The organism is Acinetobacter sp. FDAARGOS_559 (assembly GCF_003940475.1).
Classification (GTDB): domain Bacteria; phylum Pseudomonadota; class Gammaproteobacteria; order Pseudomonadales; family Moraxellaceae; genus Acinetobacter; species Acinetobacter baumannii.
In genome coordinates, this window is record NZ_RKJG01000005.1 from 2,702,600 (window position 1) to 2,726,350 (window position 23,751).

At 40.9% G+C, this 23,751-nt stretch carries 18 protein-coding genes and 5 tRNA genes; all 23 read left to right on the top strand.

Going from position 1 to position 23,751, the window contains the following annotated elements:
* On the top strand, positions 1–1,194 hold the full coding sequence (locus EGS71_RS14495; protein WP_000681773.1) for a hypothetical protein: 1,194 nt from the start codon (positions 1–3) through the stop codon (positions 1,192–1,194).
* 7 nt (positions 1,195–1,201) lie between these two features.
* Entirely contained in the window at positions 1,202–1,642 is a 441-nt protein-coding gene (locus EGS71_RS14500; protein ID WP_000661569.1) for an acyl-CoA thioesterase, read from the top strand.
* Positions 1,643–1,836: 194 nt separating this feature from the next.
* On the top strand, positions 1,837–2,163 hold the full coding sequence (locus EGS71_RS14505) for an H-NS family nucleoid-associated regulatory protein (protein ID WP_000801427.1): 327 nt from the start codon (positions 1,837–1,839) through the stop codon (positions 2,161–2,163).
* A gap of 331 nt (positions 2,164–2,494) precedes the next feature.
* Positions 2,495–3,238, top strand: a complete 744-nt coding sequence (gene gspN, locus EGS71_RS14510) for a type II secretion system protein N (RefSeq protein WP_000730343.1) — start codon at positions 2,495–2,497, stop codon at positions 3,236–3,238.
* Positions 3,238–4,074, top strand: a complete 837-nt coding sequence (locus EGS71_RS14515) for a type II secretion system protein N (protein ID WP_000870031.1) — start codon at positions 3,238–3,240, stop codon at positions 4,072–4,074. The genes gspN and EGS71_RS14515 overlap by 1 nt, the downstream gene beginning before the upstream one ends.
* Before the next feature lie 41 nt (positions 4,075–4,115).
* Complete coding sequence (gspD, locus tag EGS71_RS14520; RefSeq protein WP_001196426.1) at positions 4,116–6,392, top strand: type II secretion system secretin GspD; 2,277 nt, start codon at positions 4,116–4,118, stop codon at positions 6,390–6,392.
* Positions 6,393–6,432: 40 nt separating this feature from the next.
* Positions 6,433–7,062, top strand: coding sequence for an FHA domain-containing protein (locus EGS71_RS14525; RefSeq protein ID WP_000219964.1), 630 nt, complete (start codon positions 6,433–6,435; stop codon positions 7,060–7,062).
* Positions 7,063–7,127: 65 nt separating this feature from the next.
* A complete protein-coding gene (locus tag EGS71_RS14530) occupies positions 7,128–7,796 on the top strand; it encodes a phosphoglycolate phosphatase (protein WP_000109465.1) in 669 nt (222 codons plus the stop codon).
* A gap of 108 nt (positions 7,797–7,904) precedes the next feature.
* On the top strand, positions 7,905–9,398 hold the full coding sequence (gene trpE, locus EGS71_RS14535; protein ID WP_000209085.1) for an anthranilate synthase component I: 1,494 nt from the start codon (positions 7,905–7,907) through the stop codon (positions 9,396–9,398).
* Between the two features lie 98 nt (positions 9,399–9,496).
* Positions 9,497–9,572: transfer RNA gene (locus EGS71_RS14540), tRNA-Thr, on the top strand.
* A gap of 56 nt (positions 9,573–9,628) precedes the next feature.
* Positions 9,629–9,712 (top strand) — tRNA-Tyr (locus EGS71_RS14545).
* A gap of 37 nt (positions 9,713–9,749) precedes the next feature.
* Positions 9,750–9,825: transfer RNA gene (locus tag EGS71_RS14550), tRNA-Gly, on the top strand.
* Between the two features lie 13 nt (positions 9,826–9,838).
* Positions 9,839–9,913: transfer RNA gene (locus EGS71_RS14555), tRNA-Thr, on the top strand.
* Positions 9,914–10,075: 162 nt separating this feature from the next.
* Complete coding sequence (tuf, locus tag EGS71_RS14560) at positions 10,076–11,266, top strand: elongation factor Tu (RefSeq protein ID WP_001029610.1); 1,191 nt, start codon at positions 10,076–10,078, stop codon at positions 11,264–11,266.
* A gap of 60 nt (positions 11,267–11,326) precedes the next feature.
* A tRNA-Trp gene (locus tag EGS71_RS14565) sits at positions 11,327–11,402 on the top strand.
* Between the two features lie 75 nt (positions 11,403–11,477).
* On the top strand, positions 11,478–11,918 hold the full coding sequence (gene secE / locus EGS71_RS14570; protein ID WP_000063880.1) for a preprotein translocase subunit SecE: 441 nt from the start codon (positions 11,478–11,480) through the stop codon (positions 11,916–11,918).
* A 7-nt stretch (positions 11,919–11,925) separates the two neighbouring features.
* On the top strand, positions 11,926–12,459 hold the full coding sequence (gene nusG, locus EGS71_RS14575; RefSeq protein WP_000832994.1) for a transcription termination/antitermination protein NusG: 534 nt from the start codon (positions 11,926–11,928) through the stop codon (positions 12,457–12,459).
* Positions 12,460–12,567: 108 nt separating this feature from the next.
* A complete protein-coding gene (gene rplK, locus EGS71_RS14580) occupies positions 12,568–12,996 on the top strand; it encodes a 50S ribosomal protein L11 (RefSeq protein WP_001074682.1) in 429 nt (142 codons plus the stop codon).
* A 3-nt stretch (positions 12,997–12,999) separates the two neighbouring features.
* A complete protein-coding gene (rplA, locus tag EGS71_RS14585; RefSeq protein ID WP_001096694.1) occupies positions 13,000–13,695 on the top strand; it encodes a 50S ribosomal protein L1 in 696 nt (231 codons plus the stop codon).
* A gap of 319 nt (positions 13,696–14,014) precedes the next feature.
* Positions 14,015–14,521: a 50S ribosomal protein L10 gene (gene rplJ / locus EGS71_RS14590; protein WP_001196213.1), complete on the top strand. Its 507-nt coding sequence runs from the start codon at positions 14,015–14,017 to the stop codon at positions 14,519–14,521.
* Positions 14,522–14,563: 42 nt separating this feature from the next.
* Positions 14,564–14,935, top strand: a complete 372-nt coding sequence (gene rplL, locus EGS71_RS14595; protein ID WP_001229360.1) for a 50S ribosomal protein L7/L12 — start codon at positions 14,564–14,566, stop codon at positions 14,933–14,935.
* Positions 14,936–15,240: 305 nt separating this feature from the next.
* On the top strand, positions 15,241–19,329 hold the full coding sequence (gene rpoB, locus EGS71_RS14600) for a DNA-directed RNA polymerase subunit beta (RefSeq protein WP_000331899.1): 4,089 nt from the start codon (positions 15,241–15,243) through the stop codon (positions 19,327–19,329).
* Between the two features lie 86 nt (positions 19,330–19,415).
* The gene (rpoC, locus tag EGS71_RS14605) at positions 19,416–23,609 is read left to right on the top strand and encodes a DNA-directed RNA polymerase subunit beta' (RefSeq protein WP_000653927.1); all 4,194 of its coding nucleotides are present in this window, start codon (positions 19,416–19,418) and stop codon (positions 23,607–23,609) included.
* Positions 23,610–23,751: the final 142 nt, after the last annotated feature.

Here is a 23,751-nt window from a genome sequence, read left to right on the forward strand (position 1 = left end):
ATGAAGCATCTCCTGTGGGTTTACTTTTTAATTAGCTTAATCCTGTTTGCAGCCTTGGCCTTATTAAGTTATGGCTATGGTATGGGTTATGTCTATATTTACTGGCGGCAATTGCAATTGCAAACAAATGTATGGGGATTAGTCTTTACGTTTGTTGTGATGAGCTTTATTGCTCAGGTGATATGGCTTTGGATTAAGCGTTATTCTTCTCGGGAACAAAGAAAGAGAGAGAATATTTTTCAGTTTAAAAACCTTCATCCGTATGAACAATTAGGTATTGTCTGGTTATTAGAGGCTGCTGAAGATCAACGGGTATTTATCGAACGTGTTTTTACTCAATCAGGCCTTCTAAAAAATATTATTGATGCCAAGTTTCTAGTTTTAAGTGGAGATTACCAAAAAGCTTTAGAGGCCTTGGATCAATCCCCACCAATGGCTTTTGAGTTAGCAGAATTACAGCGTATTGAAATATTTTTGGCACAAAACGAAGCTGAACGTGCCTTAACCCATCTTGAGTTTTTATATCAGCATCAGTTATCGCCATGGCTTGAAGAGATTGAGACAGCATATCAACAACGTTTAACGGCGCTTTGGGGCCAGCTTGCTTTACAACAACCATGGGTATACTTGCGTTCTATGAAATATGGTTTGTTGGACGCTGAACATCGTGATTTATGGCTACAACAACTTCTTCAACAGTTTGATCAAGCTTCAATAGATGATTTACAAGCACTGCAACAGCGCTATCTGGATTTAGAGTCAGAAATTCAAACCAGACCTTATAGCAGTAAATTGTTATGGTTAAAACTTTTGGCCCGTATGCCAGAAATGAGTATTCAGCATGAAGTATTAACCTTGCATTTACTCAAAGAGCAATTCGATCCGGACGTATTTTACTTATGGTTTCAGCAACAATTGCTTAAGCAGGTTCCTGACTATGCCGATGTTGAAGAAAAGATTAATCAATTTGAATCTCAATATATGAATTTGCCAGTTTTAACATTTGCAAAATGGCATGTTTACATGGCAACAGGTCGTCAAGCTGAAGCAGAAATATTATTAAGTTTATACCCTGATAATATTTTAATGAGCTATTTACGTATTAAATCAACCTTAAAAGAAGATGATGAGTTAATCAAACAGTTAAACCTAATCTTTGAAAATGATGCGAATTTTTTAAAATTTAAAATCTGAGGTAAAAATGAAAGAACTGTCTGTCTACCCTGTAATATACGACCAGAAAGTAGCATGGGGAGATATGGATGCTTTTGGTCATGTCAATAATGTGCAATATTATAGATATATTGAAAGCTCACGTATTTTATATATGGAAAATGTAAATATATTGACTCCAAATATATATACTGTTGTTGCTTCAAGTCAGTGCAAATATTTAAAACCTGTGTTTTATCCAGATGTATTGAAAGTAGGGGTTCGTGTAGAAGAGCTACGTAAGAGCGCGTTCCGTATGGCTTATATATTATGGAGTGAATCTCAGCAGCAAATCGTTGCTACAGGTGAAGCAGTTATGGTTTGTGTGAATAAAATGACAGGATTAAAATGTGAAATACCAAGTGAAGTAAAAAGTAAAATTATTGAATTAGAAAAATCAGTTGGGCATGATTTAATACATTTAGCTTAAATAAATATTAAGAAAATATATTACAATTATAATTACTAATGTAATTAAAAAGTAAATTTATAGCGTTATTCTGATGAACTTGACTTTCAAACTATTGCTTATTGAATAGATTATAAATACTATTGGTTATGATTTAATGTTTTTAAATTTTGTCTGTATTATTTGAATTGTCAGTAAGACTGGAGTATTTATTAATGAAACCGGATATTAGTGAATTATCTGTTGAAGAGTTAAAACGCTTACAAGAAGAAGCAGAAGCTTTAATTGCAAGCAAAAAAGATCAAGCAATCGAAGATGCTTATAATCAAATTATCGAGATTGCTGAAAATGTAGGTTTTAGTGTTGAACAACTTCTAGAATTTGGCGCTCAAAAACGTAAGAAAACAACACGTAAATCTGTAGAACCACGTTACCGTAACAAAAACAATGCTGAAGAGACTTGGACGGGTCGCGGTAAACAACCACGTTGGTTAGTTGCTGAAATTGAAAAAGGTGCAAAACTTGAAGATTTCTTAATCTAATTGTATTGCCTCTTAAAAAGCCAAGCGATTCTGCTTGGCTTTTTTATTTTTAAAAAGAATTAAAAAATTTAATTTTAAATATGAATATTCGATAAGGTGCTTGAATTCCTAATTAAGAGCATTGTTGAGACTAAATTTTCATTTAGCAAGATCAATCGTAAATTTCATGATTTTGTCATACGTTCAACTTATAGTCTTTAGCGAGACGCCAAGCCCGATTGCTTGGTTTTTTTATATGAAGTGAATTGGCGATGTTGAAAAAGTATGCATAATGTCAGACTAGAGAGGAACTCTCATATAAGGATGATAATTTGCATGTTGGTAAGGCTGAATGAAGAAAAAGTCTAAGCAATGGAAGTGGTGGTTTTTTGCCCTCATTGCATTTTTAATTTTTATTATTTTACAGATTCCGGCGACTTGGCTTATCTCTAAATTTTCAAAGAATAATCAAACTGTCCATAATGTAAGTGGCAATATCTGGCAGGGGCAGGCAGACTGGCACCGTGGAGCGTTACGAGGCACTATCCACTGGAAAACGAGACCGCTAGACTTACTTTTATTACGCTTTGCTGCAGATGTTGATATTCATAGTGGTAATACGCAATTAACGGGGATTATGGCGTATGGTTTTGGAAAAAAAGTTATTGTAAGGGATATGAATGGCCAGATTGCTCCAGAAACACTGAAGCAAATTGTAAATTGGCAATGGCCTGTAAATAGTATTCAACTTAAAGATATCCAATTTAATTATAAAAAAGAGCAAGGCTTTGCGGCAGTTGATGGGCAATTGCATTGGGGTGGTGGAGCGCTCATTTATAATATTGGTGATCGTCAAGATCGTATGAATATGCCTTCTTTAAGTGGGCAATTAACTGACCAGAACGGACAGCTACAAGTGGACATCCGTGATCAGCGTAATCAAAAAATGGCCAATCTTTTACTAGATGCCAATATGATGCTGGATGTTCAGCTCACACAGCGTTTATTACTCAATGTTCCATCATATGACGGTAAAGCTGGTTTGGATACTTTTGTCATTAGTTCTCGCCAACCATTATTACAAGGTGGTAACTAATGAAAGTATGGATTGATAAATTACAGCAATTGCAATGGCAAAAATTAGATCGACTGAGTGTAGTGGTCCTTGCCATTTTAATTTTATGGTTATGCTGGAAACTCGCTTCATTTTTTTGGTTGGTGATTGCGCCTCCTCAACTGATGCAATTTGATCGGGTAGAACTCGGTTCTCAACAACCACAAATACCAAATATTAGTACTTTTTCACTTTTTAACGAACCTTCTGCCAATGCGGCTCAAGAAAGCGTGAATTTAGAATTGCAGGGTGTAATGGTCGGCTATCCAAACCGGTTTTCCTCTGCTGTTATTAAAATTGATAATACTGCTGAGCGTTATCGAGTTGGTGAAACCATTGGTTCAACTTCTTACCAATTGGCAGAGGTGTATTGGGATCATGTTGTGTTGAGTCAAGGAAATGGCAGTACCCGTGAACTTCAGTTCAAAGGTTTGCCAAATGGTTTATATCAACCAATGACTCCGGATGCTTCACAACAAAGTGCTACACCATCTCAACCTACAGAGCCTATGAATACGGCCCAACAGGCATTGGGACAAGCGATCCAGCAGATGCAAGGTAACCGAGAGCAATACCTCCGAGATATGGGGGTAAGTGGTAACTCAGGTGAAGGCTATGAAGTTACAGAACGTACACCGACTGCACTTAGAAATAAGTTAGGTTTAAGGCCTGGCGATCGAATTGTCTCTTTGAATGGTCAAACGGTTGGGCAAGGGCAAACGGATGTGCAATTACTTGAGCAGGCTCGTCGAGCAGGGCAAGTAAAAATAGAAATAAAACGTGGTGATCAAGTGATGACCATACAACAAAATTTTTAGTGATAACACGTCACCATAAGAGTTAGGAAATATCGCGAGTTATGGCTTTATTGAATCATCAACGTCCACTTTGGGCATTACTTGCAGCAGCCCCATTGATTGCGACAGTAAGTAGCAGTGCCTATGCCCAAACATGGAAGATCAATTTACGTGATGCTGACTTAACTGCCTTTATTAATGAAGTTGCAGACATTACAGGAAAGAACTTCGCTGTAGATCCGAGAGTACGTGGTAATGTCACGGTTATTTCTAATAAGCCATTAAATAAAGATGAAGTTTATGACCTATTTCTTGGGGTCTTAAATGTAAACGGGGTGGTTGCAATTCCTTCTGGTAATACCATTAAGCTTGTACCGGATAGCAATGTTAAAAACTCGGGAATTCCTTATGATTCTAGAAATAGGGTCCGTGGTGATCAAATCGTTACACGTGTGATTTGGCTGGAAAATACTAATCCAAATGACTTAATTCCAGCACTCCGTCCCTTAATGCCACAATTTGCACATATGGCGGCAATTGCAGGAACCAATGCACTTATTGTTTCTGATAGAGCTGCGAATATTTATCAACTTGAAAATATTATTCGTAACTTGGATGGAACTGGGCAAAATGATATTGAAGCGATCACGCTTCAGTCGAGCCAAGCAGAAGAAATTATTACCCAGCTTGAAGCGATGAGCGCAACAGGCGCATCTAAAGATTTTAGTGGTGCCCGTATTCGTATTATTGCTGATAATCGGACAAACCGTATTTTAATAAAAGGTGATCCGCAAACACGTAAACGTATTCGTCATATGATTGAGATGCTGGATGTACCTTCGGCAGATCGTTTAGGTGGCTTAAAAGTTTTCCGTTTGAAGTATGCCAGTGCTAAAAACTTGTCTGAAATTTTGCAAGGCTTAGTCACAGGACAGGCAGTATCTTCATCGAATAATAGTAATAATTCATCTAACTCATCGAATCCGATTAATAGTTTAATTGGTAATAACCAGAATTCTGGTTCAAATACATCGGGTTCAAATGGTGCCTCAATTTCAACTCCTGCAATTAACCTAAACGGTAATTCGAACAGTAGTAATCAGAATAATATCACCAGCTTTAATCAAAACGGTGTGAGTATTATTGCAGATAATGCTCAGAACTCATTAGTAGTTAAAGCTGATCCCCAATTAATGCGTGAAATTGAATCAGCGATTCAACAACTAGATGTTCGTCGTCAACAAGTGCTTATTGAGGCCGCAATTATTGAAGTCTCTGGAGATGATGCAGATCAACTTGGAATTCAATGGGCACTCGGTGATTTATCTAGTGGGATTGGTTTACTTAGCTTTAGTAATGTAGGGGCGAGTTTATCTTCTATCGCTGCTGGTTATTTATCGGGTGGTTCGGCTGGAGCTGCATCTGCTATCGCTAATGGAGCTAATAAAGGTAATGGTGCAACTTTAGGATTGGGCAATTTTGATAATTCTCGTAAGGCATATGGTGCACTAATTCAGGCTCTCAAAACCAATACTAAATCAAACTTACTTTCGACACCGTCCATTGTGACGATGGATAATGAAGAAGCTTATATTGTTGTAGGTCAGAACGTTCCATTTGTCACAGGGTCGGTTACTACCAATAGTACAGGTATCAATCCCTATACAACTGTTGAGCGTAAAGATGTCGGTGTGACCTTGAAAGTTGTTCCACATATCGGTGAAGGGGGTACTGTTCGTTTAGAAGTAGAGCAAGAAGTTTCTGCTGTTCAAGATAGCCGTGGGCAAGCAGCTGACTTGGTGACAAGTAAACGCGCTATTAAAACAGCTGTTTTAGCCGAGCATGGGCAGACTGTGGTGCTAGGTGGTTTGGTGTCGGATGACACTTCGCTTTCAAGACAAGGTATACCTGGTTTAAGTAGTATTCCTTATGTTGGGCGATTGTTCCGATCAGATAACAGAAGCAATGTAAAACGTAACCTTCTCGTTTTTATTCACCCAACAATTGTGGGCGATGCAAATGATGTACGCCGTTTATCTCAGCAGCGCTATAATCAACTTTATAGCTTGCAATTGGCTATGGATAAAAATGGCAACTTTGCAAAATTACCTGAGCAAGTTGATGATATTTATAACCAAAAAATGACCCCGCCGAGTATTGCCTCCAAGCCAAAAAATTACCAACAGGTTCCATCAGGTGGTAAAAGTTCGACCATAACTACGCCGGTAGCTGTAGAACCTACCGTCCAAAAGCAAACCCTACAGTTGCCTGATCCTGAAATTAATCGTACTAAAAATACAGTAACAACAACGACACTGCGTCCAAGCACAGCGCCGTAGTAGCATGTTATGATTAATAAAAAATGAATAGGACATAGGCATGACTTGGAAATTACAAGCAATTACTGGTGAATTTACTGGCCAAGAAATTAATGTTGATCGTGATATGTTGGTGGGACGTCATCAAGATGCCGATTTATTACTACAGGCTGCTGAAATTTCACGACGCCATGCAGCATTGCTATTAAAAGATCAAGCGCTATGGGTGCAAGACCTTAATTCATCGAATGGTACGTTTGTAAACGATATTCGTATTGAGCAAGAAAAACAGTTGCATGATGGTGATATTGTTCAATTCGCAAGTTTAAAATTTTCAGTTTTCGCCCCTGCACAAGAAAATACTGATTTAGCTGAAATTGAGGTGGAGCCAGTACAAACTGCACCAACACAAGATTTAAGCGATCAAGGTATGCCAAGTATTGCGGAGCGTGCAGCGGAAACTGAAGTGAGTCGTGATGGAATGCCTCAGCGAGTTTCTGTGCCAAAACCAGCACCGATTCCTGAAGGGGTAGATATTCATGCTCAGCCAGAACAAACCCCTGTTGCTATTGAGGAGCCAGTTTCTCGGGTTACTGAAGAGAAAGAGCAGCAAAAGAATGCATCTATTGGTCTAGTGACCATTATTATTTTAGTGATTTTAGCTGTATTGGCGTGGTTATTCTTTAAATAATTCGTTGGTGCTTTTACAATCAAGGCATGCTAAACGCATGCCTTTTTAATTTTGAGTAGAAGAAAATGTCTGTTGCACAACTAAGTAAGCGCGATTTAATTTTATTTGATCTAGATGGAACATTGGTTGATTCCGCTGCCGATTTATATCGGTCTATGAACTTAAGTCTGCAATCACTCAGTTGGCCATCGGTAACAGAAGCACAAATACGGGAATGGGTAGGTAAAGGGGCTTCAAAACTTTGTGAAAGTGTTCTGCTTCATATATTTGGAAAATTAGATGTTGAACAACATAAAGTTTTATTACAGAAATTTGTAGAGGTATATGGTGCGGAGCTGTGTGTGAATACTCAAATTTACCCAGGTGTACCTGAGTTTTTAAAACATTGCCAAACTTTAAATATCAAAATGGCATGTGTGACTAATAAGCCTGTCAAACTTGCTCAAGGGTTACTGGATGCGCTAGAGCTTTCTTCTTATTTTCAAGTTGTACTTGGAGGAGATAGCTTACCTGAAAGAAAGCCGCACCCACTACCATTATTGCATTGCATGGAAAGTCTAAAAATATCTGCTTCACAATCATTAATGATTGGCGACTCAAGTAATGATATTGAAGCCGCACGCCGTGCTGGAATTGATTGTATTGTGGTTAGCTATGGCTATAATCATGGAGAGAATATCTATGATTGCCAACCTCAGCAAGTTGTTGATAGTCTTGCTGAGTTAATTGTCTAATGAAGAAAATGGAGATAAGAATGAATAAGCGTATGGTTTTTCGATGGCGTGTCTAAACCGAATCTAGAAAAACACACTTTTAAATCGAAACCATATTAGAGAAGATTCATGACAACATTAGCGCAATTCGAGCAACTTAAGGCTGCTGGTTACAATACTATTCCTGTTTATCGTCAACGTTTAGCGGATACAGAAACCCCATTATCTGTTTTTGCTCGTTTTAAGGATCAAACACAGGCTTACTTATTTGAGTCTGTTGAAGGGGGTGAAAACTGGGCGCGCTACTCTATGATTGGTTTAGGCGAATCAACAGTTTTTTCCTGTAACGCTGGTGTTTTATCTATACAACATGCTGACGGATCAGTAACACAGCAAAATTGTCTAGACCCATTCCAATATATCCGTGAATTCCAAAAACAATTTAAAGTTCCCGCGGCTAAACTCTTACCGGACTTACCAAGCTTTACGGGCGGTTTGGTGGGTTATTTGGGCTACGATGCTGTCCGCTATATCGAGCCACGTTTAAAGAATGTACCTACGGCTGATCCGATTGCGCTACCAGATTTATGGTTGATGCTCTCAAAGACAGTCATAGTTTTTGATAATCTTAAAGATACGCTATTTTTAATTGTGCATGCGGATACAGAGCAGAGTAATGCTTATGAAGACGCTCAGCAAAAATTAGATCAATTAGAACAGTTGTTGGCGACTCCAGTTAGTTTGCAAGCGCGACCACATACGCCTCCGCATTTTGAATCAATTACTGGTAAAGCAAAGTTCTTAGAGACGGTAGAGAAGGTTAAAGAATATATCCGTGCAGGCGATGTGATGCAGGTTGTACCTGGGCAGCGTATGGTTTCTGATTTTGATGGAGAAGCTTTACAGGTTTACCGTGCATTACGTCATTTAAATCCATCACCTTATCTATTCTTGGTTCAAGGGCAAACGATTACTGATAAAAAACCATTTCATATTGTTGGCTCGTCACCGGAAATTTTATCTCGTTTAGAAAACGGTATTGCTACAGTTCGACCTTTGGCAGGAACTAGACCGCGCGGTAAAACTAAAGAAGAAGATATAGCATTAGAAAAAGATTTGCTGTCTGATGAAAAAGAGATTGCTGAACATTTAATGCTGATTGATCTTGGGCGAAACGATGTAGGGCGCGTATCGAAAATAGGTAAAGTCCAAGTCACGGATCAAATGGTGATTGAGCGCTATTCACATGTCATGCATATTGTTTCAAATGTACAAGGTGAAGTGCGTGATGATATCGATGCACTTGATGTATTTAAAGCCACCTTTCCAGCAGGAACGTTATCAGGTGCCCCAAAAATTCGTGCAATGGAAATTATTGATGAAGTAGAACCTGTGAAAAGGGGAGTTTTTGGCGGGGCTGTTGGTTATTTGGGATGGCATGGTGAAATGGATATGTCGATTGCAATCCGTACTTGTGTTATCCGTGATAAAAAGGTGTATGTACAGGCTGGTGCAGGGCTAGTTGCTGACTCAAATCCAGAATCTGAGTGGAATGAAACCCAAATAAAAGCTCGCGCAGTGATCAAAGCGGTTGAATTATCATCAAACGGATTGATTTTATGAGTTTTTAGCGGTTTTTTTTAAAAAACCGCTTGCATCGTTTGGAAGTTTTGCTAAACTGCACACCGTTCCGATACGAAACGTACGAAACACTAAGAAACGCCGGCATAGCTCAGTTGGTAGAGCAACTGACTTGTAATCAGTAGGTCCACAGTTCGAATCCGTGTGCCGGCACCATTTTAAAGTGTTAAGTTAATTGAGTAAAGAACGGCACTGTAGATAAGTGCGATATTGGTGAGATTCCCGAGCGGCCAAAGGGGGCAGACTGTAACTCTGTTGCGAAAGCTTCGAAGGTTCGAATCCTTCTCTCACCACCATCTCTAAACTTCGAGTGAAGTGGTTATTGCTAACGTTGCGGGAGTAGCTCAGTTGGTAGAGCGGCAGCCTTCCAAGCTGCATGTCGCGAGTTCGATCCTCGTCTCCCGCTCCATCGAAGGATAGTCGCTCTTATAGCTCAGTGGTAGAGCACTCCCTTGGTAAGGGAGAGGTCTCGAGTTCAAATCTCGATAAGAGCTCCAGATATTAAAGTTTAATGTGGATTTCCACAAAGTTTTCAAAAAGCAGGCTATATAGTCTGCTTTTCAAGTATTAGGTGTCTAGTTTTTTTAGGCGATATGTCGATAAACTGAGTTAGCTCAGCGCCATTTGTAGGTGGTTCGACGTAAACGAGGAAGATCATCATGGCTAAAGCCAAGTTTGAACGTAATAAACCACACGTAAACGTGGGTACAATCGGTCACGTTGACCATGGTAAAACAACTTTAACTGCTGCGATTGCAACAATTTGTGCAAAAACTTACGGCGGTGAAGCGAAAGATTACTCACAAATCGACTCAGCACCTGAAGAAAAAGCACGTGGTATTACAATTAATACATCACACGTAGAATACGATTCTCCAACTCGTCACTACGCACACGTTGACTGCCCAGGCCACGCCGACTACGTTAAAAACATGATCACTGGTGCTGCTCAGATGGACGGCGCGATCCTTGTATGTGCTGCAACTGACGGTCCAATGCCACAAACTCGTGAGCACATCCTTCTTTCTCGTCAGGTAGGTGTACCTTACATCATCGTATTCTTAAACAAATGCGACCTTGTTGATGACGAAGAATTACTTGAATTAGTAGAAATGGAAGTACGTGAACTTCTTTCTACTTATGACTTCCCAGGTGATGACACTCCAGTAATCCGTGGTTCAGCTCTTGCAGCGCTTAACGGTGAAGCTGGTCCTTACGGTGAAGAATCAGTTCTTGCTCTTGTAGCAGCACTTGACTCTTACATCCCAGAGCCAGAGCGTGCAATCGACAAAGCATTCTTGATGCCAATCGAAGACGTATTCTCAATTTCTGGTCGTGGTACAGTAGTAACAGGCCGTGTTGAAGCTGGTATCATCAAAGTTGGTGAAGAAGTAGAGATCGTTGGTATTAAAGATACAGTTAAAACAACTGTAACTGGCGTAGAAATGTTCCGTAAACTTCTTGACGAAGGCCGTGCAGGTGAGAACTGTGGTATCTTACTTCGTGGTACTAAGCGTGAAGAAGTACAACGTGGTCAAGTACTTGCTAAACCAGGCACAATCAAGCCGCACACTAAATTCGACGCAGAAGTATACGTACTTTCTAAAGAAGAAGGTGGTCGTCACACTCCATTCCTAAATGGTTACCGTCCACAGTTCTACTTCCGTACAACTGACGTAACTGGTGCGATCCAGTTGAAAGAAGGCGTTGAAATGGTAATGCCAGGTGACAACGTTGAAATGTCAGTAGAATTAATCCACCCAATCGCAATGGACCCAGGTCTACGTTTTGCGATCCGTGAAGGTGGTCGTACTGTAGGTGCTGGTGTTGTTGCTAAAGTAACTGCATAAGCATAATATAGTGACGAATTATGTCTCAAGTTGAGAGCTTTGGCTCTCAACTTGCTTTATAGGTCAGTAGTTCAATTGGTAGAGCGTCGGTCTCCAAAACCGAATGTTGGGGGTTCGAGTCCCTCCTGACCTGCCATATTTTGAAATAAAAAGCTTGATGCTGGCTTAGTTGTTCATATAATAAGTCGCGAGTTCTACGACGAGTACAAAAATGTCGAATGATAAATCGCGTGACGCATTGAGCGACGCGCCAATTCCTCAAAGAAATAATTCTGCTGAAGTTGTTCGTTCTGGTTCGCCTTTAGATATCGTTCTATGGGTGATAGCAATTGCATTATTGCTCTCGGCTACCATGGTGAATCAGCATTTACCAGCGTATTGGGCCCCTGCAAATGATGTTTGGGTGCGCGTTGGGGTAATTTTTGCTTGTATCGTTGTGGCTTTAGGTTTATTATACGCCACCCATCAAGGTAAAGGCTTCGTTCGTTTGCTGAAAGATGCACGAGTCGAATTGCGTCGAGTAACTTGGCCAACAAAACAAGAAACAGTCACAACATCGTGGCAGGTTCTATTGGTTGTAGTTGTTGCATCATTAGTTTTATGGTGTTTTGACTATGGTTTGGGTTGGTTAATTAAGTTGATTATCGGGTAAAAGAGCTATGAAACGTTGGTACATTATTCATGCCTATTCTGGTTATGAAAAACAAGTGATGCGTTCACTTAAAGAACGAATCCAGCGTAGCGCTGTTGCCGATAGCTTTGGTGATGTCCTTGTTCCTACCGAAGAAGTGGTAGAAATGAAGGATGGTAAGAAGCGTAAATCTGAGCGTAAATTCTTTCCTGGCTATGTGTTAGTTGAAATGGAAATGAATGACGATACTTGGCACATTGTTAAAGAGTGTCCAAAAGTATTAGGTTTTATTGGTGGTACACCTGAAAAACCTGCGCCAATCACTCAACGTGAAGCAGATGCGATTCTTGCGCGTGTACGTAATACTGGTGAAGCCCCACGTCCTAAGACGATGTTTGAGCCAGGTGAAGAATTACTTGTTATTGACGGTCCATTCACAGACTTTAAAGGTGTGGTGGAAGAGGTTCAATACGATAAGTCACGTTTAACGTTGACGATTAACGTGTTTAATCGACCAACTCAGGTTGAACTCGAATTTCGCCAAGTCGAAAAAACGATTTAATCTTAATTGGTTGAAAAGCGCCCGATTTTATCGGGCATTGTTGTTGTAACAGTATTGTTACGTAGAAATTGGGGAGCCTAACGGCGTTTGTACCCAGAGGTATTTAAAATGGCTAAGAAGATTGACGGCTATATCAAGCTGCAAGTTCCAGCTGGTAAAGCAAATCCATCTCCACCGATTGGTCCTGCACTAGGTCAACGTGGTGTAAACATCATGGCATTCTGTAAAGAATTCAATGCTGCTACACAAAAAGTTGAACCAGGTCTTCCAATCCCTGTAGTGATTACTGTGTACAACGACAAGTCGTTCACATTCATCATGAAAACTCCTCCAGCTTCTATTCTTCTTAAGAAAGCTGCTGGTATCCAAAAGGGTTCATCTGTACCTAACAAAACTAAAGTTGGTAAGTTGACTCGTGCTCAATTAGAAGAAATCGCGACTACTAAAGAACCAGACTTAACTGGTGCTGACTTAGACGCGCGTGTTCGTACCATCGCTGGTTCTGCACGTTCTATGGGCTTGGAAGTGGAGCTATAAGACATGGCAAAGTTAACTAAACGTCAAAAAGCCATTGCTGCTGCTGTTGAAGCGAACAAAGTTTACACTTTGGAAGAAGCAGTACAGGTTCTTAACAGCTTGCCTGCTGCAAAGTTCAAAGAATCTTTAGACATCTCTGTAAACCTTGGCGTAGATCCACGTAAATCTGATCAGGTTGTTCGTGGTGCGACTACATTACCTGCAGGTACTGGTAAAACTGTACGTGTAGCTGTATTTGCTCAAGGCGCGCAAGCAGAAGCTGCGAAAGAAGCTGGTGCTGATGTTGTAGGTTTTGATGATCTTGCTGAAAGCATCCAAGGCGGAAACCTTGACTTTGATGTTGTAATCGCTGCTCCTGACGCTATGCGTGTTGTTGGTAAGCTCGGTACAATTCTTGGTCCACGTGGTTTAATGCCAAACCCTAAAGTTGGTACTGTAACTCCTGACGTTGCTGGCGCTGTTAAAAACGCTAAATCTGGTCAGGCGCGTTACCGTGTAGACAAAGCGGGTATTATTCACGCTGCGATTGGTCAAGTTGGCTTTGATGCTGCTGCAATCCGTCAAAACGTTGAAACTTTAGTTGCTGACTTGAAAAAGTTAAAACCTGCAACTTCTAAAGGTGTATACATCAAGAAGATCACTTTGAGCTCAACTATGGGTCCTGGTCTTACTGTTGATGTAAACAACGTTTCTAACTAAGTTTTAACTTGGTTAAGTAAAGAATTTTAAAGTCCTGATGAGGATTAAGCATAAAACAGAAAAGTTATTTCTGCTTTTGCTTCGGTAGAGTAAAGCTTTATCTATTACTTATCAGGCGGACTTTGAATTGATAAATGAGAATTTATCAGCGTCAAAGACCTCAGGCGAAAAGACGTTATTTTCGAATAGCGATTTTCTTAATAAACCAGCCTGCGTAGACGCGGTGGTGTGATTTGTTCCTCCTCCGCGTGTAAGTCGAAAGACTTACGAACTGGGAGTGTGCCCATTGGGTACATAAATCACCTTAGGAGGTTTTACAATGGCTCTTCTTATTGAAGACAAAAAACAGATCGTTGCAGAAGTAAGTGAAGTTGCTTCTAAAGCGTTTGCAGCCGTTGTTGCTGACTATCAAGGTTTAAGCGTAGAGCAATTAACAACACTTCGTGTTGAAGCTCGTAAGCTAGGTGTAACTACACGTATTGTACGTAACACTTTGGCTAAACGCGCATTTCAAGGTACTCAGTTTGATATCTTGAACGACAACCTTGTTGGTCCAACAATTCTAGGTTTTTCAACTTCTGAAGATGACATGGGTGCAGCTGCACGCTTGTTCGAAGAATTTGCTAAAACTAACAAAGCATTTGAATTAAAAGCTGCTGCATTTGACGGCAAAGTTTATCAAGGTGCTGATGTTAGCGTTATTGCTAATCTTCCGAACCAAGAGAAAGCGCTTACTATGCTTGCCTCTGTCCTTCAAGCTCCTATTTCGAAATTGGGTCGCCTCATTACAGCACTCAAAGAGAAAAACGAGTCAGAAGCTGCTTAATCAATTTTACACACCATTCAATATCCATTTGGAGTTATTCTCATGGCTTTAACTAACGAAGAAATCTTAAATGCAGTTGCTGAAAAAACTGTTCTTGAACTTGTTGAATTAATTTCTGCTTTCGAAGAGAAATTCAACGTATCTGCAGCTGCTGTAGCTGTTGCTGCTCCAGCTGGTGGCGCTGCTGCTGCTGCTGAAGAACAATCTGAATTCAACGTTGAGTTGACTTCTTTCGGTGCTAACAAAGTAGCTGTAATTAAAGCTGTTCGTGAAGCAACTGGTCTTGGTCTTAAAGAAGCTAAAGACTTAGTTGAAGGCGCTCCTCAAGTTCTTAAAGAAGGCGTTTCTAAAGAAGAAGGCGAAGAACTTAAGAAGAAACTTGAAGAAGCTGGTGCTACAGTTACACTTAAGTAATTGTAAAAGGAGTCGGTTTTTAAATCGGCTCCATAAAATGGCTGATGGCTCTTGGGTCATCAGCCTTTTTGCGTTACAATAATCGGCTCGATTTTTGTTAGTTTTGTTTGGTTTTTAGAGAAAGCCTAAATAAAATAAATAAATTCAAATGCTTACCAATATTTTTCATTTTTAAAAATATTGTTAAGCGTTTTTATACCACTAAAAATTGCAGCATTTGTAAACAGTGGTGGCCATATCGGCCTGCGTAATTCCTTCTGAGCCCGTTCTGCAGGCGGGCTTGGTTTACTTTCCGAGGACTCCAGATGGCATACTCATATACCGAAAAGAAACGGATCCGTAAGAATTTTGGTAAATTGCCCCAAGTAATGGATGCACCGTACTTATTATCGATTCAGGTCGATTCGTACAGAACATTCTTGCAAGATGGCAAATCACCAAAAAACCGCGAAGATATCGGTCTCCAAGCCGCATTTCGTTCAGTTTTTCCTATCGAAAGTTATTCTGGCAATGCTGCTTTAGAATTTGTTGAGTATAGCCTTGGTAAACCTGAGTTCGATGTACGCGAATGTATTCTTCGTGGCTCGACTTATGCGGCACCAATGCGCGTTAAAATTCGTTTGATTATTAAAGATCGCGAAACTAAATCAATTAAAGACGTACGCGAACAAGAAGTCTATATGGGTGAAATTCCACTCATGACTGAAAATGGTACCTTTGTTATCAACGGTACTGAGCGTGTAATCGTATCTCAATTACACCGTTCGCCAGGCGTATTCTTTGACCATGATAAAGGTAAGACCCACTCAAGTGGTAAAGTGTTGTATTCAGCACGTATCATTCCTTACCGTGGTTCATGGTTAGACTTCGAATTTGATGCAAAAGACTTAGTTTACGTACGTATCGACCGTCGTCGTAAATTACTTGCTACAGTTGTGTTACGTGCACTAGGTTATAACAATGAACAGATCTTGAATTTGTTCTATGAAAAAGTACCTGTGTATCTTGACATGGGTAGCTATCAAATTGACCTCGTACCTGAGCGTTTACGTGGTGAAATGGCTCAATTTGATATTACTGACAATGAAGGTAAAGTCATTGTTGAGCAAGGTAAACGTATTAATGCTCGTCATGTACGTCAAATGGAAGCTGCAGGTTTAACTAAGCTTTCAGTTCCTGATGAATACTTATATGAGCGTATCACTGCTGAAGATATTACTCTACGTGATGGTGAAGTAATTGCTGCAAATACTCTGTTAAGCCATGAAGTAATGGTGAAGTTGGCAGAAGGCGGTGTTAAGCAATTTAATATCTTGTTCACTAACGATATTGACCGTGGTTCATTCGTAGCTGATACATTACGTGCTGACTTGACGCGTGATCGTGAAGAAGCATTAGTAGAAATCTACAAAGTAATGCGTCCAGGCGAACCACCAACAAAAGAAGCTGCTGAAAACTTATTCAATAACTTGTTCTTCTCTTCTGAACGCTATGACTTATCTCCAGTAGGTCGTATGAAGTTCAACCGTCGTTTAGGTCGTCCTTACGAAGTTGGTACTGATCAGAAGTCACGCGAAGTTGAAGGTATTTTATCGCACGAAGATATTATCGATGTATTACGTACATTGGTTGAAATCCGTAACGGTAAAGGTGAAGTCGACGATATCGACCACTTAGGTAACCGTCGTGTACGTTCTGTTGGTGAAATGACAGAGAACCAATTCCGTGTAGGTTTAGTTCGTGTTGAGCGTGCTGTTAAAGAGCGTTTAAGCCAAGCAGAAACAGATAACTTGTCTCCACAAGATTTGATTAATGCAAAACCAGTTGCTGCTGCAATCAAAGAATTCTTTGGTTCAAGCCAGTTATCTCAGTTTATGGACCAAAACAACCCATTATCTGAGATTACACATAAACGTCGTGTATCTGCGCTTGGTCCTGGTGGTTTAACACGTGAACGTGCAGGATTCGAAGTACGTGACGTACACCAAACTCACTATGGTCGTGTTTGTCCAATTGAAACTCCTGAAGGTCCAAACATTGGTTTGATCAACTCGCTTTCTGTATACGCAAAAGCGAATGACTTCGGTTTCTTGGAAACTCCATACCGCAAAGTTGTAGATGGTCGTGTAACTGATGATGTTGAATATTTATCTGCAATTGAAGAAGTAGGTACTGTTATTGCACAGGCCGACTCTGCAGTAGATAAAGATGGCAACTTAACAGAAGAATTCGTTTCTGTTCGTCATCAAGGTGAATTCGTACGTATGCCGCCTGAAAAAGTAACGCATATGGACGTTTCTGCACAGCAGGTAGTATCTGTTGCTGCATCACTTATTCCATTCCTTGAACACGATGACGCAAACCGTGCGCTCATGGGTTCAAACATGCAACGTCAGGCAGTTCCTACTTTACGTGCGGATAAACCGCTTGTAGGTACAGGTATGGAAGCGAACGTTGCACGTGACTCTGGTGTGTGTGTAATCGCAAACCGTGGCGGTGTAATTGAATATGTAGATGCTTCTCGTATCGTTATTCGTGTAAACGAAGATGAAATGGTTGCAGGTGAGGCAGGTGTAGATATCTATAACCTCATCAAATATACGCGTTCAAACCAAAATACTTGTATTAACCAAAATGTTATCGTGAACTTGGGCGACAAAGTTGCTCGTGGTGACATCTTGGCAGACGGTCCGTCAACAGACATGGGTGAACTTGCGCTTGGTCAAAACATGCGTGTAGCGTTCATGACATGGAATGGTTACAACTACGAAGACTCGATCTTGTTATCTGAGCGTGTACTTCAAGAAGACCGTTTAACCTCTATTCACATTCAAGAATTGTCATGTGTAGCACGTGATACTAAGTTAGGTGCAGAAGAAATTACTGCCGATATTCCTAACGTAGGTGAAGCTGCGCTTTCTAAACTTGATGAATCAGGTATCGTTTATATCGGTGCTGAAGTTACTGCTGGTGACATCTTAGTTGGTAAAGTAACGCCTAAAGGTGAAACTCAGTTAACTCCTGAAGAAAAACTGCTTCGTGCAATTTTTGGTGAGAAAGCAGCTGACGTTAAAGACTCATCTTTACGTGTTCCATCTGGTACTAAAGGTACAGTTATTGACGTTCAAGTCTTCACTCGTGATGGCTTAGAGAAAGATGACCGTGCTTTAGCAATTGAAAAAGCACAGCTTGATTCTTATCGTAAAGACTTGAAAGAAGAATACAAGATCTTCGAAGAAGCGGCTCGTGAGCGTGTAATTCGTTTGCTTAAAGGCCAAGAGTCTAATGGCGGTGGTTCAACTAAACGTGGTGATAAACTTTCTGAAGATTTATTATCTGGTTTAGAGCTTGTTGACTTACTTGAAATTCAACCAGCAGATGAAGCAATCGCTGAGCGTTTAACTCAAATTCAAGTGTTCTTGAAAGAGAAGAGCGCAGAAATCGATGAGAAATTCGCTGAGAAGAAACGTAAGCTTGCAACAGGTGATGAATTAACAACTGGTGTATTAAAAGTTGTTAAAGTTTACTTAGCTGTTAAACGTCGTATTCAGCCTGGTGATAAGATGGCTGGTCGTCACGGTAACAAAGGTGTTGTATCTAACATCTTACCTGTTGAAGACATGCCACATGATGCTAACGGTGTGCCGGTAGATATCGTATTGAACCCGCTGGGTGTACCATCTCGTATGAACGTGGGTCAGATTCTAGAGACTCACTTGGGTATGGCGGCTAAAGGGCTTGGTGACAAAATCGAAAAAATGTTGAAAGAACAACGTACAGTTTTAGAACTGCGCGAATTCTTAGACAAGATTTATAACAAAGTAGGCGGTGAGCAAGAAGATCTTGATAGCTTGACTGATGAAGAAATTCTAGCGCTTGCAGGTAACTTGCGTGCGGGTGTGCCTTTAGCTACTCCTGTATTTGATGGTGCTGAAGAAAGTCAAATTAAAGACTTACTTGAATTGGCTGACATTTCACGTACGGGTCAAACAGTATTGTTTGATGGACGTACAGGTGAACAGTTTGACCGTCCAGTAACTGTTGGTTACATGTACATGCTTAAATTGAACCACTTGGTTGATGACAAGATGCATGCGCGTTCAACTGGTTCTTACTCACTTGTTACACAACAACCGCTTGGTGGTAAAGCACAATTCGGTGGTCAGCGTTTCGGTGAGATGGAAGTATGGGCACTTGAAGCATACGGTGCAGCATATACACTCCAAGAAATGCTTACAGTGAAGTCGGATGACGTTGAAGGTCGTACTCGCATCTATAAGAATATTGTAGATGGTAACCATTATATGGATCCGGGTATGCCTGAATCGTTCAACGTATTGACCAAAGAGATCCGTTCTTTAGGTATCAACATTGAACTAAAAAATGGTGACTAAGTCGTAAGACTCACGATTTTTTAGGTAAAAACAATATTTGTGACCCAGTCGGGTAAGCGAGGCTTCCCGACACACGGAGAAAAAAATTGAAAGACTTGCTCGATATCATGCGTAAGAAAACGGACTCAGATGGTCATGCACCAGTTGAGTTCGACCGTATCCGTATTGGTCTTGCGTCACCAGAAATGATTAAGTCATGGTCTCATGGTGAAGTTAAAAAACCTGAGACAATCAACTATCGTACGTTCAAACCAGAACGTGATGGTTTGTTCTGTGCCAAAATCTTTGGTCCAGTAAAAGATTACGAATGCTTGTGTGGTAAATACAAGCGTATGAAATACAAAGGCGTCATTTGTGAAAAATGTGGCGTTGAAGTAACTACAGCAAAAGTTCGTCGTGAACGTATGGGTCACATTGAGCTTGCTTCTCCAGTTGCACATATCTGGTTCTTAAAATCGTTACCATCCCGTATCGGTTTATTACTTGATATGACACTTCGTGATATCGAACGTGTATTGTATTTCGAATCATACGTTGTTACTGATCCTGGTATGACACCATTTGAAAAGTATCAACTTCTTAATGATGAAGAATACTTTACTGCTCTAGAAGAGCACGGCGACGAATTTGTTGCAAAAATGGGTGCAGAAGCAGTTCAAGACTTGTTGAAAGACATCGACCTTGAAGCTGAAATTTCACGTTTACGTGAAGAAATTCCTCAAACAACTTCTGAAACGAAGTTGAAAAAAGCGTCTAAGCGCTTGAAATTGATGGAAGCATTCAAAGACTCAAACAACAAGCCAGAATGGATGGTAATGAACGTACTTCCGGTACTTCCACCAGATTTACGTCCATTAGTTCCACTTGAAGGTGGTCGTTTCGCGACTTCTGACTTGAACGACTTATATCGTCGTGTAATTAACCGTAACAACCGTTTGAAGCGTCTTCTTGACCTTGCAGCGCCGGACATCATCGTACGTAACGAAAAACGTATGTTACAAGAGTCTGTAGATGCGTTGCTTGATAACGGTCGTCGTGGTCGTGCAATTACTGGTTCTAACAAACGCCCATTAAAATCTTTGGCAGACATGATCAAAGGTAAACAAGGTCGTTTCCGTCAGAACTTGTTAGGTAAGCGTGTTGACTACTCTGGTCGTTCGGTAATTACTGTAGGTCCTACTTTACGTCTTCACCAATGTGGTCTTCCGAAGAAAATGGCACTTGAATTATTCAAGCCATTCATTTTCGCGAAATTACAAGCTTCAGGTCAGGCAACAACCATTAAAGCTGCGAAGAAAATGGTTGAACGTGAGACTCCGGAAGTTTGGGACGTTCTTGCATCTGTAATTCGTCAACATCCAGTAATGTTGAACCGTGCGCCAACACTTCACCGTTTAGGTCTTCAAGCATTTGAACCTATTCTTATTGAAGGTAAGGCAATCCGTCTTCACCCGCTCGTCTGTGCTGCGTTCAACGCCGACTTCGACGGTGACCAAATGGCGGTACACGTTCCATTGACACTTGAAGCACAGTTAGAAGCTCGTGCATTGATGATGTCAACAAACAATATCTTGTCACCAGCAAACGGTGAGCCAATCATCGTTCCTTCTCAGGACGTTGTCTTGGGTCTTTACTACATCACTCGTGATGCAGTAAACGCGAAAGGTGAAGGCATGGTGTTTGCGGATACTCACGAAGTAAACCGTGCACTTGCAACTGGTCAAGTTGCGATCCATGCTCGTGTTAAAGTACGTGTGCATCAAACGGTTATCAATGAAAATGGTGAGCGTGAACAGCAAACTATTATTGTTGATACAACACCAGGTCGTTGCTTACTTTGGGAAGTTGTTCCAGAAGGTTTAAGCTTTGACATGATCAACCTTGAGATGACTAAAAAGAACATCTCTAAGTTAATCAACTCTTGCTACCGTAAACTTGGTTTGAAAGATACAGTTATCTTCGCTGACCAATTAATGTACTTGGGTTTCCGTCAAGCGACTCGTTCAGGTGTATCTGTAGGTATGGAAGACATGTTAATTCCACCTACGAAACACACAATTATTGACAAAGCGGAAACAGAAGTTCGTGAAATCGAACAACAGTTCGAACAAGGTTTCGTAACTGCTGGTGAACGTTATAACAAAGTTGTCGATATTTGGGCGCGTACAAACGACCAAGTTGCTAAAGCAATGATGGATAACTTGTCTTATACACTTGTGAAAAACAAACAAGGTGAAGACGAGAAGCAAAAATCATTCAACAGTATCTATATGATGTCTGACTCTGGTGCCCGTGGTAGTGCGGCTCAGATTCGTCAGCTTGCAGGTATGCGTGGTTTGATGGCAAAACCGGATGGCTCGATTATTGAGACTCCAATTAAAGCGAACTTCCGTGAAGGTTTGACAGTACTCCAGTACTTCATTTCAACACACGGTGCGCGTAAAGGTTTGGCCGATACTGCATTGAAAACTGCGAACTCTGGTTACTTGACTCGTCGTCTTGTAGACGTGGCACAAGACTTAGTAATTACTGAGCCAGATTGTGGTACAAGTGGTGGTCTAGTGATGACTCCATTCATTCAGGGTGGTGATGTCATCGAGCCATTACGTGACCGCGTATTAGGTCGTGTAACTGCTGAAGATGTACGTCGTGCATCTGATGATGAAGTTGTATTACCTCGTGGTACGTTAATTGACGAGAAAATCGCGGCTCAGCTTGAAGAGGCTGGTGTCGATGAAGTTAAAGTACGTTCTGTAATCGCATGTGAATCAACATTCGGTGTGTGTGCGAAATGTTATGGTCGTGACCTTGCTCGTGGTCACTTGGTAAACCCAGGCGAGTCAGTAGGTGTAATGGCTGCGCAGTCAATCGGTGAACCTGGTACACAGTTAACAATGCGTACGTTCCACGTGGGTGGTGCTGCAAGCCGAACTTCTGCTGCAAACAGTGTTCAAGTACGTAACAAAGGTACTGTACGTTTCCATAACGTAAAAACTGTACAACATGCGAAAGGCCACTTGGTTTCAGTTTCACGTTCAGGTGAAATTGGTATTGCCGATGAGTTAGGTCGTGAGCGTGAACGCTACAAACTTCCTTACGGTGCGAGCATCTTGTTGAAAGATGGTGAGCTTGTTGAGGCTGGTGGTATCGTTGCGACATGGGATCCGCATACGCATCCATTGGTAACAGAAGTTGCTGGTAAAGCACGTTTCAGCCAAATTGCTGATGGTGTAACTGCAACATCTAAAACTGATGATGCAACTGGTATGACAACTGTTGAAATCTTGCCTGTAACAGCACGTCCTGCTTCTGGTAAAGATTTACGTCCAGCAATCGTATTAGATACAACTGATGGCGGTGAACAGTTCTACTTCTTACCACAAAACACAATTGTGACTGTTCGCGACGGCGAAACAATTGGTGTGGGTGACGTTATCGGTCGTGTACCACAAGAATCTTCACGTACTCGTGATATTACCGGTGGTCTTCCGCGTGTTGCTGACTTGTTCGAAGCACGTAAGCCGAAAGAACATGCGATCTTGGCAGAAGTGTCTGGTATCGTAAGCTTCGGTAAAGAGACCAAAGGTAAGAACCGTTTAGTGATTACTCCAGATGACGGTTCTGAAATTTACGAAGAGTTGATTCCAAAATGGCGTCAAATCAACGTGTTTGAAGGTGAACATGTGAACCGTGGTGAAACCATTTCTGATGGTCCACAAAATCCACATGACATCTTACGCCTGAAAGGTGAAGTTGCTTTAACTAACTACATCGTGAACGAAGTTCAAGACGTTTACCGTCTCCAAGGTGTAAAAATCAACGATAAGCACATTGAAGTTATCGTACGTCAAATGTTGCGTAAAGTTGATATCATCGATGGTGGTGATACAAGCTTCATCAAAGGTGAACAAGTGGATTACATCCGTGTTGTTCAAGAGAACCAAGCCGTCTTGGCTCAGAACAAGTTCCCTGCGAAGTTTGAACGTCAATTGATGGGTATTACGAAAGCATCGCTTTCTACTGACTCATTCATCTCTGCTGCATCGTTCCAGGAAACAACTCGTGTGTTAACTGAAGCGGCTGTAACAGGTAAAGAAGATGATTTACGTGGCTTGAAAGAAAACGTTGTAGTGGGTCGCTTGATTCCAGCTGGTACTGGTCTTGCATACCACTTAGAGCGTCGTCGTCAAGAAGCGGAAGCAGCAGAACATGCTCTTCACAATGACTTCAGCGAAGTAGACCAAGCATTTAGCCAAGCTTTAAACTCAGAACAATTCTAAGCTTAAACTTGCATTAAAAAGGCGCCTTAGGGCGCCTTTTTTGTGGAAAAAATAAGCCATTTTTACAAAAAGTCTATTAAAGCACTCTTAATTTATTACTTAATGGGGGAAAACCCTCCATGAAAGCATACTATTCTAGGCG

Coding starts and splice junctions, on each gene's coding strand:
- EGS71_RS14495 (WP_000681773.1), top strand. CDS start 1: ATGAAGCATCTCCTGTGGGTTTACTTTTTAATTAGCTTAATCCTGTTT.
- EGS71_RS14500 (WP_000661569.1), top strand. CDS start 1,202: ATGAAAGAACTGTCTGTCTACCCTGTAATATACGACCAGAAAGTAGCA.
- EGS71_RS14505 (WP_000801427.1), top strand. CDS start 1,837: ATGAAACCGGATATTAGTGAATTATCTGTTGAAGAGTTAAAACGCTTA.
- gspN (WP_000730343.1), top strand. CDS start 2,495: ATGAAGAAAAAGTCTAAGCAATGGAAGTGGTGGTTTTTTGCCCTCATT.
- EGS71_RS14515 (WP_000870031.1), top strand. CDS start 3,238: ATGAAAGTATGGATTGATAAATTACAGCAATTGCAATGGCAAAAATTA.
- gspD (WP_001196426.1), top strand. CDS start 4,116: ATGGCTTTATTGAATCATCAACGTCCACTTTGGGCATTACTTGCAGCA.
- EGS71_RS14525 (WP_000219964.1), top strand. CDS start 6,433: ATGACTTGGAAATTACAAGCAATTACTGGTGAATTTACTGGCCAAGAA.
- EGS71_RS14530 (WP_000109465.1), top strand. CDS start 7,128: ATGTCTGTTGCACAACTAAGTAAGCGCGATTTAATTTTATTTGATCTA.
- trpE (WP_000209085.1), top strand. CDS start 7,905: ATGACAACATTAGCGCAATTCGAGCAACTTAAGGCTGCTGGTTACAAT.
- tuf (WP_001029610.1), top strand. CDS start 10,076: ATGGCTAAAGCCAAGTTTGAACGTAATAAACCACACGTAAACGTGGGT.
- secE (WP_000063880.1), top strand. CDS start 11,478: ATGTCGAATGATAAATCGCGTGACGCATTGAGCGACGCGCCAATTCCT.
- nusG (WP_000832994.1), top strand. CDS start 11,926: ATGAAACGTTGGTACATTATTCATGCCTATTCTGGTTATGAAAAACAA.
- rplK (WP_001074682.1), top strand. CDS start 12,568: ATGGCTAAGAAGATTGACGGCTATATCAAGCTGCAAGTTCCAGCTGGT.
- rplA (WP_001096694.1), top strand. CDS start 13,000: ATGGCAAAGTTAACTAAACGTCAAAAAGCCATTGCTGCTGCTGTTGAA.
- rplJ (WP_001196213.1), top strand. CDS start 14,015: ATGGCTCTTCTTATTGAAGACAAAAAACAGATCGTTGCAGAAGTAAGT.
- rplL (WP_001229360.1), top strand. CDS start 14,564: ATGGCTTTAACTAACGAAGAAATCTTAAATGCAGTTGCTGAAAAAACT.
- rpoB (WP_000331899.1), top strand. CDS start 15,241: ATGGCATACTCATATACCGAAAAGAAACGGATCCGTAAGAATTTTGGT.